This is a genomic window from Halomonas sp. H33-56 (assembly GCF_040147035.1).
Taxonomy (GTDB): domain Bacteria; phylum Pseudomonadota; class Gammaproteobacteria; order Pseudomonadales; family Halomonadaceae; genus Halomonas; species Halomonas litopenaei.
On sequence record NZ_JAMSHP010000001.1, the window covers coordinates 342,895 to 358,886 of the forward strand.

The following is a 15,992-nucleotide window of genomic DNA, read 5'->3' on the forward strand; positions in this document are numbered from 1 at the left end:
CATCGCTGACGAACGAACCCGATTGAACCGATAGAGAGAGGATTCATGGCCAAGGCCAAGAGCGCCTTCGTGTGCACCGAGTGCGGTGCCGAGTACCGCAAATGGCAGGGGCAGTGTTCCAGCTGCCAGGAGTGGAACACCCTGACCGAGGTGCGTCTGTCCTCGCCTGCCAGAAGCGGGTCGAGCGCCGGCGCGACGGCGCGCGGTGGCTACGCCGGCAGCCTGTCGCGTGAGGTAGTGGATCTGGCCAACGTGGATCTGTCGGAGGTGCCGCGGTTGTCGTCGACCTTTGCCGAGTTCGACCGCGTACTCGGTGGCGGTCTGGTGCCGGGCTCCGCGGTGCTGCTGGGCGGCCACCCCGGGGCCGGCAAGTCCACCTTGCTGCTGCAGACCGCCTGCAAGCTGGCTCAGGAGCGCAGCGTACTCTACGTCACCGGCGAGGAGTCGCTGTCCCAGGTGGCGATGCGCGCCCACCGCCTGCAGTTGCCGACCCAGGGTCTCAAGATGCTGGCGGAGACCAGCGTCGAGACCATCCTGGCGGTGGCCGAACGCGAGCGCCCCGAGGTGCTGGTGATCGACTCGATCCAGACCATGCATCTGGAGGACATCTCGTCGGCGCCGGGTGGTGTGGCCCAGGTACGCGAATCCGCGGCGGCACTAACCCGTTTCGCCAAGCAGTCCAGCACGGTGCTGCTGCTGGTCGGCCACGTCACCAAGGACGGCAGCCTGGCCGGGCCCAAGGTGCTCGAGCACATGATCGACGCCTCCCTGTTGCTGGAAGGCGGCGCCGATTCCCGCTTCCGTACCCTGCGCGGCCAGAAGAACCGCTTCGGTGCGGTCAACGAGCTGGGCGTCTTCGCCATGCTGGAACACGGCATGAAGGAGGTGAAGAACCCCAGCGCGATCTTCCTTTCGCGTCAGCAGGAGCAGGCCCCCGGCAGCCTGGTGATGGTGGTGTGGGAAGGCACCCGGCCGATCCTGGTGGAGGTGCAGGCGCTGCTCGATGAGTCGGCGCTGGGCAACCCGCGCCGCGTCGCGGTAGGGCTGGATGCCAATCGCCTGTCGATGCTGCTGGCGGTGCTGCACCGTCACGGTGGCCTGTTTACCGGCGACCAGGACGTCTTTCTCAACGTCGTCGGCGGGGTCAAGGTGCTGGAGACCAGTGCCGACCTGGCGGTATTGCTGGCGGTGGTGTCGAGCCTGCAGGGCAGGGCACTGCCGCGCGAGCTGGTGGTATTCGGCGAGGTTGGCCTGTCCGGGGAGATTCGCCCCGTGCCGAGCGGCCAGGAGCGTATCGTCGAGGCCGCCAAGCACGGTTTTACCCGCGCCATCGTGCCCCGGGGTAACGCTCCCAAGAACTCCCCGGCAGGGATGGAGGTGGTGGCGGTGGACAAGCTCGCCGACGCCCTCGAAGTGCTGTAACCCCATCCATGAACTGATCACCAGGGCGCCAGACCATACCCTGATCACAGCCTGTTACCCGGGATGTGATCAGGACGATGGTGACTGCGCCGTGCCGATTCCGCCGGTCCTGCTGGTGTAGAATGGGCCCATCATTGCCAAGGAGACTTCCATGAGCGCCATCCGCTTGACCCAATACAGTCACGGTGCCGGCTGTGGCTGCAAGATCGCCCCCGACGTGCTCGACAGCATCCTGGCCAAGGCCGGTCCGGGAGCAAGCCACTCGAAGATGATCGTCGGCAACCAGGGACGCGAGGACGCCGCCGTCTTCGACCTGGGCGACGGGCGCGGCATGATCAGCACCACCGACTTCTTCATGCCGATCGTCGATGACCCCTTCGACTTCGGCCGCATCGCCGCCACCAACGCCATCAGCGACGTCTACGCCATGGGCGGTGACCCGGTGATGGCGTTGGGCATTCTGGGCTGGCCGCTGGACAAGCTGGGCGCGGACATCGCCGGTGACGTGGTGGCCGGGGCTCAGGCGGTATGTCGTGAGCTGGGTCTGGCGCTGGCGGGCGGCCACTCCATCGATGCCCCGGAGCCGATCTTCGGTCTTGCGGTCAACGGTCTGGTGGAACTCAAGCACCTGAAGCTCAACAAGGGCGCCAAGCCCGGCGATCTGCTGTTTCTGACCAAGCCGTTGGGGGTGGGCATGCTGACCACGGCGGAGAAGCAGGGGCTTCTGGAAAGCGGTCACCATGGCCTGGCGCGGGAAACCATGCTGATCAGCAACCGTATCGGTGCCGCCCTTGCGCGCATCGAAGGGGTGCGTGCGATGACCGACGTCACCGGCTTTGGCCTGGCTGGCCACCTGTCCGAGGTGTGCGCGGCCAGTGGCGTGGCGGCTCGCATCGACTTTCGCCGCCTGCCGCGCCTGGCCGAGGCCGAGGCTTACCGGCGCCAGGGCGCGGTACCCGGCGGCACCCGTCGTAACCGTGACGCCCTGGGGGCCAGCCTGCCGCAGATGGATGAGGCCCACTGGCAGTGGCTGTGTGATCCGCAGACCTCGGGCGGTCTGTTGATCTCGGTACACCCGTCCTGGGAGGACGATGTCGAGCGGGTCGGCCGCGAGTTCGGTATCGAGCTTGCACCCTTCGGCGAGGTCGTCGAGGCCAGTGGTGAGGCGCTGATCGAGGTGCGCGGATGAAGTTGCCGCTGGTCCCGGCGGATCCCGCCCTGCTGGTCGAAGGGCGCACCTTGATCGACGTGCGGGCGCCGGTGGAGTTCGCCCAGGGCAGCCTGCCCGGGGCGGTCAACCTGCCGCTGATGAACAACGAGGAACGCCATCAGGTCGGGATCGCCTACAAGGAGTCCGGCCAGCAGGCCGCCATCGCCCTGGGCGAGCGGCTGGTGTCCGGCGAGATCAAGGCCGCGCGCATCGAAGCCTGGAAGCGCCAGCTCGAGGCGGCCCCGGACGCCATCATCTACTGTTTTCGGGGTGGGCTGCGCTCGCAGATCGCCCAGCGCTGGCTGCTTGAGGCCGGCGTCGAACGACCGCGCATCGAGGGTGGCTGGAAGGCCATGCGCCAGGCGTTGTGCGCACGCATCGATGACGCCGCCGCCCAGCCCATGCTGGTGGTGGGTGGCCTGACCGGCTGCGCCAAGACGTCCATCGTGCAGGCCCTGGACAACGGTCTGGATCTGGAGGGCTGCGCCCGTCACAAGGGCTCGGCCTTCGGCCGCCATCCACTGATCGCCCCCAGCCAGATCGACTTCGAGCACGCCATGGGCCTGCGACTGCTGTCATTGCACGGGCCGCTGGTGCTGGAAGACGAGTCGCGCCACATCGGTGCGGCCAATATACCGCTCGAGTTCTGGCGGGGGATGGAGCCGGCGCCGAGGATCCGCGTCGAGATGCCGCTGGACTGGCGCCTCAACCAGATCCACAAGGACTACATCGACGACCTGTGGACGATCTATCGCAATCAGTTCGGCGAGCGCCTCGGCTGGTCACTGATGCGCAAGCAGTTGTCGACGGCGCTGGGGCGACTGAAGAAGCGCCTGGGCAGCGCGCGACTGGCCCGCCTGCAGCGGCTGCAGGCGCTGGCCTTCCGCGAGCACGAGGCCGGCAACCGCCAGGCCCATGAGGCCTGGCTGGCGCCTTTGCTTACCGAGTACTATGACCCCATGTACCGCTACCAGCTGGAGAAGCACTCCGAGCGTCGCTTCCTGCATGTCGGTGACTGGGACAGCTGCCTCGAGTTCGCCAAGACCTGGAGCCAGCAGCAGCGGGACGCGGTGGCGAATTAGACGTCCGGTGCCGTGCGCAGCCACTGGCTCAGCAGGCGATCCAGCAGCGGCGCCAGGGTATCCAGTCGCCGTGCCTCGGCAAGGATCGTTTCCGGCGACTGGGTCCTGGGGCTTGCGTCGGCGCCTTGCGGCAACGGCATCGTCTCGAGAAAGGCCGTCAGGCTCTCCTGGTGATGATGCAGGTGGCAGGCCAGGCCAACCACCCGGCCGGCGTCCCAGGCGAAGCCGAGCACCGGGCTTGTCGGCGTGCCGCCCAGCGGCAGGGCGTCATCGGGTAGTCCGAACACCTGGCGATGCCACAGCAGGGCGGGGAAGTCGTCGGGCAGGTCGAAGGGGCTGTCGTCGGCCAGGCTGACGGTCTGCCAGCCGGCTTCGGCCTGGGTGCCACGGCCCACTGGAGCGTCCAGCGCTTCGGCGATGCGCCGGGCGCCGGCGCCGAGCCCGAGCAGCGGCTTGTGGCCGTCGAGCATCTGGTCGATCAGCTTGCGTTCGGCCTTGAGCCAGGGTGCCTGGTCGCGGTCCTCGAGATCGTCGAGGATGATCAGGGCGTCGCAGTCCCCGGGGCGCGGCACCAGCTCACCGTCGTAGAGGTGGAAGACGGTGAAGCTGTGGCCCATGCTGGCAAGCCAGTCGCCGATGCGTGCGGGGCCCAGGTCAGGATGGTGCTTGAGCAGATGAAGGTGCATGGGGGCCTCGCTCAGACTGAGGGTGGGCGGCGCCATCCCTCGATGAAAATGCAACCAGAACGAAAGGTTACATGAATCCGGACGTCCGAGAACAGATTCTTACCATCATCAGCGAGATTCCTTCGGGGCGGGTGACCAGCTACGGACGCATCGCCGCCATGACCGATGGGGCCAGCGCACGCATGGTCGCGCGGGCGCTGCGCGATCTGCCGTCGGGGCATGAGCTTCCCTGGTTCAGGGTGGTGACGGCCTCGCGCAAGCTCGCCGACCATGGCGGAGCCGACGAGCAGCGCAAGCGTCTGATCGATGAAGGTGTGGCCTTCGATGAGCGTGGACGGATCGCCCAGGAGCGCTTCTGGCCTTGAGCGCCCAGTCCGCTTTCGGCCATCCCCGTTTTCCCTACATTCGACACGCGACCCTCGACTCTCGCCCCTTGAACCTTGAATAAAGGGACCGGCAGCCCGTTTATCGCCAGCACAGGAGCCATCATGGCAAAGCCAGGATTTCACCAGCGCCTGCAGGCGCTGACTCTACGTCAGCAACAGGCCTTCATGGCCGCGTTGACCGAGCGCATGCTGCCCAACTATGCGCTCTACGCCGATACCAGCGGTCACGGGGATCTGGCGGGCATGAGGGCGATCCTCGACCTGGTGTGGGAGCAGTTGACGGTCAAGGATGCCAAGATCGACTTCGATCTCCAGGCCGAAAAGCTCGGCGAGCTGGAGCCACCCCAGCAGGACGACAGCTTCGGTGCCCGTCGTGCCCTCGATGCGGTGGTCGCGTTGTCGGCGATCCTCGACACCTTGAGGGGCGATGCGCCGGACGCGGTGCTTGAGGTCAGCAAGGTCTCGAAGGCGGCGGTGCGCTCCTTTATCGAGCTGACCGAGGGAGAAGACGATGCCGAAAAGCTCGCCCAACTGGTCAAGCAGCACCCGCTGATGGAAGACGAGAACGACTTTCAGGATGCGGCGCTGGAGGCGGCCGAGGAAGAGCCGAGCAAGAAGCACGTCAAGGCGTTGAGAAAGCTTGGACGCAACGGTGGTGTCAGCAATCTGGGGCTGACCCTGGACTGAGGTCGGTTTCAGTCCGTACAAACGACCACCCCCGCCGGGCTACCCGGCGGGGGTGGTTGGTTGCTGGCTCTGCAAGCCCTGGCTGAAGAGCCAGCCAAAGGCGTCGGTCAGAGGCGCATGGTGATGCCCTTGTCGGCCATATAGCGCTTGGCCTCGGGGATGGTGTACTCGGCGAAGTGGAAGATGCTGGCCGCCAGCACCGCATCGGCGTGGCCTTCGGTCACGCCCTCGACCAGATGGTCGAGGTTGCCGACACCGCCGGAGGCGATGACCGGCACCGCCACCGCATCGCTGATGGCGCGGGTGACGCCCAGGTCGAAGCCGGCCTTGGTGCCGTCGCGGTCCATGCTGGTCAACAGCAGTTCGCCGGCGCCGTACTCGACCATCTTCTTGGCCCATTCCACCGCGTCGAGCCCGGTGGGACGACGGCCGCCGTGGGTGAAGATCTCCCAGCGAGGGGCTTCGCCTTCCTCGCTGACGCGCTTGGCGTCGATCGCCACCACGATGCACTGGCTACCGAAGCGCTCGGCGGCTTCACGTACGAACTCAGGGTTGGTCACCGCTGCGGTATTGATCGAGACCTTGTCGGCGCCGGCGTTGAGCATGGTGCGGATATCGTCGCAGGTGCGGATGCCGCCGCCTACCGTCAGCGGGATGAACACTTCGCCGGCGATGCGCTCGACCATCTCCACCGTGGTATCGCGGTCCTCGTGGCTGGCGGTGATGTCGAGAAAGGTGATCTCGTCGGCACCCTGCTGGTTGTAGCGCTGCGCCACCTCCACCGGGTCGCCGGCGTCACGGATGCCGACGAAGTTGACACCCTTGACCACACGGCCGGCGTCGACGTCGAGACACGGAATGATGCGTTTGGAAAGAGCCATGGAGCCTCCTCAGCCTTGGGTCAGTTCGTCGCACAGGCGCTGCCCTTCGGCGACGTCCAGGCTGCCTTCGTAGATGGCGCGTCCGGTGATGGCGCCGAGAATGCCCGGCTCGCCAGCCGCCACCAGGGCGCGCAGGTCATCGAGGTTGGTCACGCCGCCGGAGGCGATGACCGGAATGCCACCGTCCCGGGCCAGGGCTGCCGTGGCCTCGACGTTGACGCCGTTCATCATGCCGTCGCGAGCGATATCGGTGTAGACGATGCTGGAGACGCCGTCGTCGGCAAAGCGCTTGGCCAGATCCACCGCCATCACCTCGGACACCTCGGCCCAGCCGTCGGTGGCCACACGGCCATCATGGGCGTCGAGGCCGACGATGATATGGCCGGGGAAGGCGCGACACATTTCGGTCACGAAGTCAGGCTCCTTGACCGCCTTGGTGCCGATGATCACCTGGGAGACGCCGGCCTTGAGGTAGTGCTCGATGGTCTCGGCGCTGCGAATGCCGCCACCGATCTGGATCGGCAGATCGGGGTACTGGCGGGCAATGGCGGTCACCGCCTCGCCGTTGACCGGACGCCCCTCGAAGGCGCCGTTGAGGTCGACCAGATGCAGGCGCCGCGCGCCGGCCTCGACCCAGCGAGCGGCCATGGCGACGGGGTCGTCGCCATAGGTGGTGGCCTCGTCCATGCGGCCTTGCTTGAGACGAACGCACTGTCCGTCCTTGAGATCGATGGCGGGAATTACCAGCATGTTGTGTCCTCGGGGTGCCTTTTCAGGGGCGTGCCAGTGTGATCGATGCAGGCAGGGCGTAGGCCGTGCCGATGCAGATGTCGGGCGGCGGCCAGGGCAAGCGAGCGCCTGCCCGGCCGGCGCTCAGGTCTGGGTCAGGGGTTCCACTGGACAAAGTTCTCGAGCAGCCTGAGGCCGGCGCGAGCGCTCTTTTCCGGGTGGAACTGCACCGCAAAGGTGGCGTCACGACCCACCGCCACATGGGCGCTGACGCTGCCGTAGTCGGTGGTGCCGAAGACCTCGGCGTCATGCTCGGCGGCCACATAGTAGCTATGCACAAAGTAGAAGTGCGAGCCGGGCTCGATACCCTCCCACAGCGGGTGGGCGTTGGGCTGCGCCACCAGGTTCCAGCCCATGTGCGGGACCTTCAGGCGAGCGCCGTCACTGTCCTGCATGTCCAGCGGAAACCGCTTTACCTGACCGGCGAGGTGGCCCAGGCAGTCGATGCCGCCGTTCTCGTCGCTGTGGTCCATCAGCATCTGCTGACCCACACAGATGCCCAGCAGCGGCTTGGACTGGCTGGCCAGAAGCTCGCGAACCAGGCCGCTGAGCTCGGTACGCTCCAGTTCGCCCATGCAGTCGCGGATGGCGCCCTGTCCCGGTAGCACGACACGGGTCGCGCCCTGGATCGAACGAGCGTCGCGGGTCACCAGCACGTTCTCGTGGGTGACGTGTTCCAGTGCCTTGGCGACGGAATGGAGGTTGCCCATTCCGTAGTCGATGACGGCAATGGTCATGAAGCGCTCCTTGGTGGTTGGCCCGGAGGGGCGCCGCTGCCGGCGACCGCCTCGCTTGGTGTCTTGTCGTCTTGTTGCTGTTGGACCGCAGCCGGCGGCGTTAGAGGCTACCCTTGGTGGAGGGCAGCTTGCCGGCCATGCGGGGGTCCTCGGCGGCGGCCATGCGCAGGGCGCGGCCGAAGGCCTTGAAGATGGTTTCCGCCTGATGGTGGGCATTGAAGCCCTTCAGGTTGTCGATATGCAGCGTGACCTGGGCGTGATTGACGAAGCCCTGAAAGAACTCCCAGAAAAGCTGGGTGTCGAAACGCCCGATGGTGGCGCGGGTGAACTCGACGTTCATGGACAGGCCGGCACGGCCGGAGAAGTCGATGACCACCCGGGACAGTGCCTCGTCCAGCGGCACATAGGCGTGGCCGTAGCGATAGATGCCGCGCTTGTCGCCGATGGCCTGGTTGAACGCCTGTCCCAGGGTGATGCCGAGGTCCTCGACGGTGTGGTGGTCGTCGATGTGCAAATCGCCGTTGACGCTGATGTCCAGGTCGACCATGCCGTGGCGGGCCACCTGGTCGAGCATATGGTCGAGGAAGGGAACCCCGCTTTCACCCTTGAGGTTGCCCTCGCCGTCGAGGTTGAGGGTGACGCTGATCTGGGTTTCCTTGGTGTCACGGCTGACCGTGGCAATACGCTCGGACATGTCGTCTCCTGCGCTCACGCGCATGTCGGAATTGGGGGCCTTGTTTCTAAGGTGGGCCGGTCGCGGTGCTAGGCGCACAAGACAGCCATTATAGTGAATCGGCACCCCCATCCGCTACAATGCAGCCATTCCAGTGGCGGCCGTCGCCGCCCTCCGGCCAAGGGAGACAGCGTATGCCGGTGACCCTCTTTCGCGTCGACCAGGATGTCTGGGACGCCGATGAACAGGTGCGGATCGATCTGACCCGCATTTATGCCGATGCGCCGGAGGAGCGCATCAAGCTCCCGCCGGGAGCCTACGTGACCCGCCAGCTTGAACATGGCTTCTTCTGGGCGGCGCGCTTCAATGATCGCCTGCTCGGTGCTGTCGCCGTCAGTCCTGGTGACGGGCGCTGGCGCATGTTCGACCTCTGTGTTCGCAAGACCACTCGCCGGCGCGGCGTGGGCTCGCGCCTGCTGGCGCTGATCAGCGCTGCCGCCAACCGTGACGGCGTGGCGCTGAGCGTGGCCGGTTCGCAGCTGACCCTGGCCGACCAGATGCTGCTAAAGCGTCTGGGCTATCAGCTGACGCGAAGCGGCGATGATTTCCAACTCGATCTGCCCACCGGAGAAAGCGGCAAATGAAACGACTCGTAAGAACCCTGCTGGCGGTCGTCGGCGTCCTCGCCCTGGTCACGGTGGGCGCGGTGGTCTACGTCACCACCTTCTTCAACCCCGAGGACATGAAGCCGAGGCTGGTGTCCGTGGTGAAGGAGCACACCGGGCTCGAACTGTCGCTGGAAGGCCCATTGGAGTGGTCCTTCTATCCGCGCATTGGTGTCAGCGTGGCCGAGGCCGAAGCGCGCCTGCCGGATCAGGCGGATGACGCCCAGGCCTTTGCTGCCTTCTCCGAGGCCTCGGTCAGCCTGGCGTTCACACCGCTGTTGCGCGGCGAAATCGCCATCGATGGCCTGACCCTGGATGGGCTGTCGCTGAATCTCGAGCGCGACAGTGATGGCACCGGCAATTGGGAGGCGCTGCTCGAACGCCTCGAAAACAGGGCCGATGACGCCGAAAAGGCGCTGGCGCCGGCCAGCGCAGGCCCCAACCCGGATGATGAAGGCGGTCTGTCGGTGGCCCTGAACATCGCCAGCGTCGAGGTGACCAAGGGCCATCTGAGCCTGGTCGATCATCAGGCCGGCCGTGAGTGGCAGGCCGAGAAGCTCACCATCAACGGTAGCAACGTCAATCCGGATACCGCCTTTCCGCTCAGCTCCACCTTCCAGCTGAAGGTGTTCGACCAGCTCGATGGCGGCGGTGAGGGCGAAACAACGGAAGAGCGCACCCCTGGCCTGCAAAGCGATGTCACCCTGGAGAGCGACGTCAATCTGGGTCTCGCCGACAGCCGCCACGTGCTCAGCGACGTGACGCTGGAGACCAGTACTCTGCTGGCCGGTGCCTCGGAACCCCAGGAGGCGACCCTGACCAGCGACGAGGTGGTGCTGAACCTTGGCGAGCAGCGTCTGCACATGGCGCCGAGTCAACTGGACGCCAGCCTGCTGGCACCCCAGTTAGGCGAGAAGCGTGTGGCCATGACGCTTTCGTTCCAGCTGGAGTCGGACTTCGGCGCCGGTACCGCTCAGCTGCGCGATATCGCCTTGAGCGGCCCCGATGGTCTGTCGATCAAGGGGAATCTCAACCTGAAGGAGCTGAATTCGGCGCCACGCTATGACGGCCAGGTGCGTCTGGCACCGTTGTCGCTGCGTGCCTGGCTTGCGCGCATGGACGCCATGCCCAGCATGTCCAGCGACGAGGCGCTGTCGGAAGTGGCGCTGACCAGTCCGGTGGAAGGCACCCTCGAGCAGCTCTCGCTCAATGGCCTGACGCTGGTGCTCGATGACAACACCTTCTCCGGTTCCCTCGGCGCACGCTTCGATGGCACCCGGGTCGATCTCGATCTGGAAGGCGACCGCCTCGACGCCGACAGCTATCTGCCGCCGCCCGAGCAGGACACCGCCGCCAACGGCATTCCCGGTATCGCGTCGGCGCTGGCCCAGGACCAGGACGGCGCACCGGCGATCCTGCCGAAAAGCTTTCTGGCCGGGCTGGACGAGAGCGTATCGCTGGCGCTGGGTCAGCTGATCCTGGGCGGCCAGCGCTACCAGGATGTGTCCTTGAGCATGCAGGGCGAGGGTGGCAGGCATCGTCTGACCGGCTTCGAAGCGGGCTTCCATGAAGGTCGGCTTAAGGCCACCGGGGTGATAGACGCCAGCGGCGATGACCTCGCCTGGCAGCTGGCGCCGGAGGTCGAGGGCGTGCGTCTGGAGTCGTTGCTGACATCGCTTGGGCAGGAGCCCGCCCCGCTCAGCGGCTCGCTGCATGCCAGTGGTGAACTGACCACCCGCGGCAACGCTCGCCATGAGCTGACCCGTCACCTCAACGGAACCCTGGACACGCGGATCAACGAGGGCAGCATTCCCCGCGCCAATATTTCGCGTCAGCTGTGTACCGCCGTGGCGCGCCTCGAAGGCGAGCAGACCACCCGCGAGTGGAGCGAGAACACCCGCTTCGAGAACATCAGCGCGCGCTTCACCATCCGTGACGGCGTCGCCCAGAACGACGACCTGCTGATCACCCTGCCGGGTATCGAGGTCAGTGGTGGTGGCCAGCTCGATCTGGGCAGCCAGCGTTTCGATGCCGACGGGGCGGCGCGCTTTGTCGACACCGCCGATGCCGCCTGCAGCGTCAATCGGCGTCTCGAAAAGGTGCCCTTCCCGGTGCGCTGCGAAGGCAGCCTGGAGGGTGACAGCAGCCAGTGGTGTGGCTTTGACGCCGACGCCTTCAAGGCCAATCTGGGCGAGCTGGTCGCCGAAGAGGCCCGCTCCCGCGTCAACGAGGAAGTCGAGGAGCGGCTGGGCAAGGAGCTCGAACGTCTCGACGAACGCATCGGAGAAGAGGCGGGCAAGGAACTTCGTGACGCCGTCCGTGGTCTATTTAATTGAGCATCAAGCAAGCCAGTCACTGCGCCGACCTCCGTGTCGGCGCTTTTTTTCGTGTCTGACTTTTGAGTGATGATAACTAATTGGTTTTATGAAATATTTATCAGAAGTCTCTGGCCCTGACAGTCGGGCGAAAGGCGACAAGGATAGCGGTCGAGTGTCGCCGCTGCTCAGTACAGAGGTGTTTTCCCGGCGCCTGCTCGACTGGTTCGATGTGCACGGTCGCCACGATCTTCCCTGGCAGCATGATCGTACTGCCTACCGGGTGTGGGTCTCGGAAATCATGCTGCAGCAGACCCAGGTTGCTACCGTAATTCCCTATTTTGAGCGGTTCATGCAGCGCTTTCCCGATGTAAAGGCCCTCGCCGAGGCCAGCCAGGATGAGGTCCTTCATCTGTGGACCGGGTTGGGCTACTACGCCAGAGGCCGGAATCTGCACAAGGCGGCCCGAGTCGTGGTGGAACAGCATGCAGGCGAGTTTCCCACGGACAGCCTCGATGCCATGGCCGCGCTGCCCGGCATTGGCCGCTCGACCGCCGGGGCGATCATCGCCCAGAGCACCGGCAGGCGAGCCGTCATTCTGGATGGCAACGTCAAGCGCGTACTGACGCGCCTGCACGCGCTGGAAGGCTGGCCCGGTCGGCCAGCGGTGGAACGCGAGCTCTGGCACCTGGCCGAGCACTACACGCCGGAACAGCGAATGGTGGATTTCACCCAGGGCATGATGGACCTTGGGGCGACGCTGTGCCGCCGTGGCCAGCCGGACTGCGAGCGCTGCCCGTTCGCCGATGTCTGTGTGGCCCGCGCCCGAGGGGAACAAAAGCGCTTCCCGGAGTCCAAGCCGAAGAAAGCGATCCCCTTGCGCCATACCCGCATGCTGGTGCTGAGCGACGAGGCCGGGCGCATCCTGCTGGAGCAGCGGCCTTCCCAGGGGCTGTGGGGCGGGCTGTGGGGGCTTCCCCAGTTCGACAGCGACGCCGAGATCGATGCCTGGCTCGATACCCACGCGCCAGGAGCCGAGCGAGACGAGCCTTGGTCGAGCTTCGTTCATGTGTTCAGTCACTTTCGCCTGGAAATCACGCCGGTGCCGGCACGTGGCGGGCGAGTCGATGGCGTTGCCGAGGGACGGCTGTGGTACGACCCCCAGGCGCCGGAGTCGGTGGGGCTTGCCGCACCGGTAAAGAAGCTGCTCGCCTCACTTGCTCCCTTTGCCTTGAGCCAGCCACCGTCGCGTTGACGTCGGTGCTGCCCCCCGCGCTGATCTTGGCGCACAGGGAGCCTGGGACGAGCGCCACGGCTCTGCAGCAACAGAACGCTTAAGTCTGGGCGGGGCACACTGCTATCCTCGTGCCAGCAGGCCACACCATAGCCAGCAGGCCGTACCATAGAAAGGAGACCGCCATGAGTCAGACCGTGTTTTGCCGCAAGTACCAGAAGGAGCTCGACGCCTTGCCCTTCCCCCCGCTGCCGGGCAAGAAGGGGCAGGAAATCCAGGCGAGCGTGTCACGCCAGGCCTGGGAAGAATGGCAGGCGCTGCAGACCCGTCTGATCAACGAGAAGCATCTGAACATGATGGACCCGGCTAACCGCGAGTACCTGATGGAGCAGATGGAACGCTTCTTCGACAATGAAGAGACCGACCGCGCCGAGGGCTATGTCCCGCGTGACGCCTAGCCTTGCGACGCCTTGAAAAGCGCTCGCCATCATTTTGAAAGAAAAGGGGTTGACGGAAAACGGAGGAATTGGTTTAATACGTCGCGTTGGCAAGGGGCCAGATAGCTCAGTTGGTAGAGCAGGGGATTGAAAATCCCCGTGTCGGCGGTTCGATTCCGTCTCTGGCCACCAACTCTGCTGGGGTATCGCCAAGTGGTAAGGCACCGGTTTTTGGTATCGGCATGCGCAGGTTCGAATCCTGCTACCCCAGCCACGCCAACCCCGTTTCGGGTGAGACGCCCAAGGCGTAACACCAGAGCAGCAAGCGACCTTCCGGTCGGCCCGAGCCGGCATAGCTCAGTTGGTAGAGCAACTGACTTGTAATCAGTAGGTCCCGGGTTCGACTCCTGGTGCCGGCACCATCTAAAAAATGGTTATGGATCAACGACTTGCTGCAACATCAAAACCGCCCAAGAGGCGGTTTTTTTGTGCGTGCGTAACTTTTGTACGTAACGATGAGCGTTTCTCTGCGATGTTCTTCATCGGTCATAGCAGGACAAAAGCCGCCACTTCCCTCCCAAAACTAGAAGCATATTGCGACATTGCTTCTAGCATGCTAGGTTTTGTAATGTTTTCCTTTAACTATGCAATGCAACCGTTGCAACAAACGACAAGGGTAGCAGATAGGCTCTTGGAACGTGATCTTGATATGACTTGACGAATCGGTACGACTCGTAACGCCACAAAGTGACAGGGAAGACAAGAGTCAATGAAACTAGTGGATGGAGAAAACTCTTTTCTCCGAAACTTAGAAAGTGAAGCTGACTTTATAGCTGCTCTCGGAACTAATCGGGAGCAGCTTTTCTATATATTGAATGATAGTAGGAAGGAGGCGTGGTATGAAGAGTTTTCTATCCCTAAGAAGGGGGGGGGGGAGCGTGTTATACGTTCGCCGAAGTACGGGCTTGCTATTGTCCAAAGTAATCTTCATGAGTTGATTTCAGACAATGTTAGATTTAAGTCATGTGTGAAGGGGTTTGTCAGAGAGGAGGGTGTGGTTCGAAACGCGAGAGAGCACTACAGAGCAAAGTGGGTGCTGAACTTAGATATTGAGGACTATTTCGGATCGATAAATTTTGGCCGGGTTCGCGGTGTGTTTATGGCCGAGCCATTTAAATTTTCTAAAGAAGTCGCTACTCTCTCTGCTAGGATATGTACTTATAAAAATTCTCTTCCTCAAGGGTCACCCACATCTCCGATTATAGCTAATATTATTTCAGCCTCTCTAGATAATAAATTTCTTAGGTTGTGTAGAAAGTATCGTCTCACGTATACGAGATATGCTGATGACATAACACTTTCTAGCACCTCAAGTGCTTTCCCTAAAAGTGTTGCCATGCTGGTGGACGGTGTTACAGAATTAGGAGATCAAGTTAAGGTCCTCATGGAGGCGGCTGGTTTCGAGATAAATTATTCGAAAGTTAGACTTAGTGGAAAGAGCTCTCGTCAAGAAGTGACAGGAGTTGTTATAAATAAGAAAATAAATGTCCCTGTTGAGTTTACGAAGTCTCTGCGCTCAGCAGTCCATCAGTGGTGTATGAACCCAGAAGAGGCGGAAAGACATTTTTTTTACGACATAAAGAAAAAGAATCCTGAGGATTTTCCGGTTTCTGAAGGGGGTGAATACCTAAAAAATAATATATATGGAAGGCTTTCATATATGCTTCAGGTGAAAGGAGGTGAGGATCCGACTTTTCTTAAGCTTGCTATGAAAATGGGCCAGCATGACCCTGCGCCACCTAAATATATTAAAGAGATAAAGAGAAGAGTAGATATGTATCAGGTTTTTATTTGTCATGCTTCTGAAGATAAAGAGAAAATTGCTCGTCCACTTTATGATGCGATGTTAGAAGAAGGGTTGGCCGTTTTTCTGGATGAGAAAGAGATTGAGTGGGGGGACTCTCTTGTTGAGAAAATAAATAAAGCTTTAGTTAGCTCTACGGTTGTTGTGGCCGTTGTTTCTAATAATTCAATAGGTAAGGCCTGGCCCGAGCGTGAAATATATTCTATTATTGATCGGGAGATAAAGGGTAAGAGTAAGCTGTTGTTTCTCCTTGATGGCGAAGGAGAGAAGCTTATGGGAAACTATGGTATTGTACAGGATAAACTTTATAGGAACTGGGAAGATAATCCTGAAGAGCTAGCAAGTGCTGTTAAGAGGATTGTTGAATCCAATGGCTAGTTCTTTTTTATATTTTTTCTCTAATTTTTGTGTTATCCATTTTTTATGGGTCTGGGGTGAAAGACGACTGGTGAACTAAGATCATACACGTCAAGCATGGCAGCAGAACGGTGGCCACTGGCCTCTTGCTTGTCGTGCCGAGTACCTTGAGTGTCAGTTATACCTCGTCGCTTCAGGTCGTGCAGCCCGAACCTTTCCTCTTTGCTAATTACCTCTTCTTCAACTGCCATTTTGATCAGTCGCTGCCAGGCCGTATCAAGACTGGATTTGCGCAATTCGCCGCCATCGGCAGCAACTATCAGCGGTCTGCGAACTGGTAGCGCTGGAATGGCTGTGCCCCGAGCACGCCAGATCCTCGCCCTCAACTCGGTTGCCGCTTGCCATGCCCTTCGGAGTCTCGGGTACCAGCGCACGATAGTGTCGCGACTGCCTTTGCGACGATTGGTCATCACACCTTCGGTGATGGCGTTGGCGTCGGTCAGAGTGATGACCTCGATCCCGCGCAGCCGGCATATGTACGCCAGCTCCATGACGATCCACAGGTAG

The 15,992-nt window shown here is 62.4% G+C and carries 16 protein-coding genes and 3 tRNA genes; 13 read left to right on the forward strand and 6 right to left on the reverse strand.

What is annotated here, in order from left to right; genetic code table 11:
• Positions 1-45 precede the first annotated feature (45 nt).
• The 3 genes from radA (at position 46) to mnmH (ending at position 3,714) form a co-directional block, all read left to right on the forward strand.
• Entirely contained in the window at positions 46-1,422 is a 1,377-nt protein-coding gene (gene radA, locus NFH98_RS01550; protein ID WP_045994661.1) for a DNA repair protein RadA, read from the forward strand.
• Positions 1,423-1,573: 151 nt separating this feature from the next.
• Entirely contained in the window at positions 1,574-2,611 is a 1,038-nt protein-coding gene (gene selD, locus NFH98_RS01555; RefSeq protein WP_045994662.1) for a selenide, water dikinase SelD, read from the forward strand.
• On the forward strand, positions 2,608-3,714 hold the full coding sequence (mnmH, locus tag NFH98_RS01560; RefSeq protein ID WP_348815194.1) for a tRNA 2-selenouridine(34) synthase MnmH: 1,107 nt from the start codon (positions 2,608-2,610) through the stop codon (positions 3,712-3,714). The genes selD and mnmH overlap by 4 nt, the downstream gene beginning before the upstream one ends.
• On the opposite strand, the gene NFH98_RS01565 is transcribed toward mnmH, so the two are convergent.
• The gene (locus tag NFH98_RS01565) at positions 3,711-4,400 is read right to left on the reverse strand and encodes a type 1 glutamine amidotransferase (protein ID WP_108131591.1); all 690 of its coding nucleotides are present in this window, start codon (positions 4,398-4,400) and stop codon (positions 3,711-3,713) included. The genes mnmH and NFH98_RS01565 overlap by 4 nt on opposite strands.
• Positions 4,401-4,471: 71 nt before the next feature.
• Here NFH98_RS01565 and NFH98_RS01570 point away from each other — a divergent pair, with 71 nt between their 5' ends.
• Both NFH98_RS01570 and NFH98_RS01575 read left to right on the forward strand, forming a co-directional pair.
• Positions 4,472-4,765 carry an MGMT family protein gene (locus NFH98_RS01570; RefSeq protein WP_045994664.1) on the forward strand — a complete coding sequence of 98 codons (294 nt, stop codon included), beginning with the start codon at positions 4,472-4,474 and terminating at the stop codon, positions 4,763-4,765.
• Between the two features lie 123 nt (positions 4,766-4,888).
• On the forward strand, positions 4,889-5,473 hold the full coding sequence (locus NFH98_RS01575; RefSeq protein ID WP_045994665.1) for a YjaG family protein: 585 nt from the start codon (positions 4,889-4,891) through the stop codon (positions 5,471-5,473).
• A 107-nt stretch (positions 5,474-5,580) separates the two neighbouring features.
• On the opposite strand, the gene hisF is transcribed toward NFH98_RS01575, so the two are convergent.
• The 4 genes from hisF to hisB form a co-directional block, all read right to left on the reverse strand.
• Positions 5,581-6,354: an imidazole glycerol phosphate synthase subunit HisF gene (gene hisF / locus NFH98_RS01580; RefSeq protein ID WP_045994666.1), complete on the reverse strand. Its 774-nt coding sequence runs from the start codon at positions 6,352-6,354 to the stop codon at positions 5,581-5,583.
• 9 nt (positions 6,355-6,363) lie between these two features.
• On the reverse strand, positions 6,364-7,104 hold the full coding sequence (gene hisA, locus NFH98_RS01585; protein WP_108131090.1) for a 1-(5-phosphoribosyl)-5-[(5-phosphoribosylamino)methylideneamino]imidazole-4-carboxamide isomerase: 741 nt from the start codon (positions 7,102-7,104) through the stop codon (positions 6,364-6,366).
• Between the two features lie 134 nt (positions 7,105-7,238).
• Positions 7,239-7,880, reverse strand: coding sequence for an imidazole glycerol phosphate synthase subunit HisH (hisH, locus tag NFH98_RS01590; protein ID WP_045994668.1), 642 nt, complete (start codon positions 7,878-7,880; stop codon positions 7,239-7,241).
• Between the two features lie 100 nt (positions 7,881-7,980).
• Complete coding sequence (gene hisB / locus NFH98_RS01595) at positions 7,981-8,574, reverse strand: imidazoleglycerol-phosphate dehydratase HisB (RefSeq protein WP_045994669.1); 594 nt, start codon at positions 8,572-8,574, stop codon at positions 7,981-7,983.
• A gap of 173 nt (positions 8,575-8,747) precedes the next feature.
• Here hisB and NFH98_RS01600 point away from each other — a divergent pair, with 173 nt between their 5' ends.
• The 8 genes from NFH98_RS01600 to NFH98_RS01635 all read left to right on the forward strand — a co-directional run bounded on the left by NFH98_RS01600 (position 8,748) and on the right by NFH98_RS01635 (position 15,446).
• Positions 8,748-9,197 carry an acetyl-CoA sensor PanZ family protein gene (locus tag NFH98_RS01600; protein WP_045994670.1) on the forward strand — a complete coding sequence of 150 codons (450 nt, stop codon included), beginning with the start codon at positions 8,748-8,750 and terminating at the stop codon, positions 9,195-9,197.
• Entirely contained in the window at positions 9,194-11,554 is a 2,361-nt protein-coding gene (locus NFH98_RS01605; RefSeq protein ID WP_349622119.1) for an AsmA family protein, read from the forward strand. The genes NFH98_RS01600 and NFH98_RS01605 overlap by 4 nt, the downstream gene beginning before the upstream one ends.
• 154 nt (positions 11,555-11,708) lie before the next feature.
• Positions 11,709-12,788: an A/G-specific adenine glycosylase gene (mutY, locus tag NFH98_RS01610; RefSeq protein ID WP_349622120.1), complete on the forward strand. Its 1,080-nt coding sequence runs from the start codon at positions 11,709-11,711 to the stop codon at positions 12,786-12,788.
• A 164-nt stretch (positions 12,789-12,952) separates the two neighbouring features.
• Positions 12,953-13,225: an oxidative damage protection protein gene (locus NFH98_RS01615; protein ID WP_045994673.1), complete on the forward strand. Its 273-nt coding sequence runs from the start codon at positions 12,953-12,955 to the stop codon at positions 13,223-13,225.
• Between the two features lie 95 nt (positions 13,226-13,320).
• Positions 13,321-13,396, forward strand: a tRNA-Phe gene (locus NFH98_RS01620).
• 7 nt (positions 13,397-13,403) lie between these two features.
• Positions 13,404-13,478, forward strand: a tRNA-Gln gene (locus NFH98_RS01625).
• Positions 13,479-13,550: 72 nt separating this feature from the next.
• Positions 13,551-13,626 (forward strand) — tRNA-Thr (locus tag NFH98_RS01630).
• A gap of 347 nt (positions 13,627-13,973) precedes the next feature.
• Positions 13,974-15,446 carry a TIR domain-containing protein gene (locus tag NFH98_RS01635; protein ID WP_349622121.1) on the forward strand — a complete coding sequence of 491 codons (1,473 nt, stop codon included), beginning with the start codon at positions 13,974-13,976 and terminating at the stop codon, positions 15,444-15,446.
• A 32-nt stretch (positions 15,447-15,478) separates the two neighbouring features.
• Here the strand turns inward: NFH98_RS01635 and NFH98_RS01640 are convergent, their stop codons facing one another.
• Positions 15,479-15,976, reverse strand: a complete 498-nt coding sequence (locus tag NFH98_RS01640) for a site-specific integrase (protein ID WP_349622122.1) — start codon at positions 15,974-15,976, stop codon at positions 15,479-15,481.
• Positions 15,977-15,992 lie beyond the last annotated feature (16 nt).

What these genes read in the sequence shown, in the direction of transcription:
- radA (WP_045994661.1), top strand. Translation starts at nt 46, where the DNA reads ATGGCCAAGGCCAAGAGCGCCTTCGTGTGCACCGAGTGCGGTGCCGAG.
- selD (WP_045994662.1), top strand. Translation starts at nt 1,574, where the DNA reads ATGAGCGCCATCCGCTTGACCCAATACAGTCACGGTGCCGGCTGTGGC.
- mnmH (WP_348815194.1), top strand. Translation starts at nt 2,608, where the DNA reads ATGAAGTTGCCGCTGGTCCCGGCGGATCCCGCCCTGCTGGTCGAAGGG.
- NFH98_RS01565 (WP_108131591.1), bottom strand. Translation starts at nt 4,400, where the DNA reads ATGCACCTTCATCTGCTCAAGCACCATCCTGACCTGGGCCCCGCACGC.
- NFH98_RS01570 (WP_045994664.1), top strand. Translation starts at nt 4,472, where the DNA reads ATGAATCCGGACGTCCGAGAACAGATTCTTACCATCATCAGCGAGATT.
- NFH98_RS01575 (WP_045994665.1), top strand. Translation starts at nt 4,889, where the DNA reads ATGGCAAAGCCAGGATTTCACCAGCGCCTGCAGGCGCTGACTCTACGT.
- hisF (WP_045994666.1), bottom strand. Translation starts at nt 6,354, where the DNA reads ATGGCTCTTTCCAAACGCATCATTCCGTGTCTCGACGTCGACGCCGGC.
- hisA (WP_108131090.1), bottom strand. Translation starts at nt 7,104, where the DNA reads ATGCTGGTAATTCCCGCCATCGATCTCAAGGACGGACAGTGCGTTCGT.
- hisH (WP_045994668.1), bottom strand. Translation starts at nt 7,880, where the DNA reads ATGACCATTGCCGTCATCGACTACGGAATGGGCAACCTCCATTCCGTC.
- hisB (WP_045994669.1), bottom strand. Translation starts at nt 8,574, where the DNA reads ATGTCCGAGCGTATTGCCACGGTCAGCCGTGACACCAAGGAAACCCAG.
- NFH98_RS01600 (WP_045994670.1), top strand. Translation starts at nt 8,748, where the DNA reads ATGCCGGTGACCCTCTTTCGCGTCGACCAGGATGTCTGGGACGCCGAT.
- NFH98_RS01605 (WP_349622119.1), top strand. Translation starts at nt 9,194, where the DNA reads ATGAAACGACTCGTAAGAACCCTGCTGGCGGTCGTCGGCGTCCTCGCC.
- NFH98_RS01615 (WP_045994673.1), top strand. Translation starts at nt 12,953, where the DNA reads ATGAGTCAGACCGTGTTTTGCCGCAAGTACCAGAAGGAGCTCGACGCC.
- NFH98_RS01635 (WP_349622121.1), top strand. Translation starts at nt 13,974, where the DNA reads ATGAAACTAGTGGATGGAGAAAACTCTTTTCTCCGAAACTTAGAAAGT.
- NFH98_RS01640 (WP_349622122.1), bottom strand. Translation starts at nt 15,976, where the DNA reads ATGGAGCTGGCGTACATATGCCGGCTGCGCGGGATCGAGGTCATCACT.